The organism is Salinimicrobium oceani (genome assembly GCF_012037645.1).
The window spans coordinates 1-333 of the sequence record NZ_JAAVJR010001281.1; the positions used below are offsets into that span (position 1 = coordinate 1).

1 pseudogene is annotated in these 333 nt (G+C 38.1%); it reads right to left on the reverse strand.

The annotated features are described in order from the left end of the window. Window positions 1-333 (reverse strand): annotated as a pseudogene (locus tag HC175_RS21840) (penicillin-binding protein 2); the annotation flags it as partial.

Below are 333 nucleotides of genomic sequence, written 5' to 3' on the forward strand. Positions count from 1 at the left end.
GTAATGGTGAGATCTTTTCCCTTTTTTGGAAGGGTATCATAAATTCCGCCTTTGTAGGCTCCAATGTCCCTGTTAAACCTGTCCTTCTGAATATATTTTACACCTTTTACCCCACGTAAAAGTTCTTCGTAATATCCTTCAATCCCGGTATTTCCAATCAAATCTCCGGAAAGATAATAGGGATCTTCATTGACCTTTCTCTGGTTAACTTCAGAAATAAAGCCCAGTAAACTGGCTCCGTTTTCGGTGTGGTAATCTCTTAAAGAACGTTTCTGAATATAAAAACCTTCATAATTCCGCATTTTCTCTCCAAGATAAGCGTACTCACTTTTG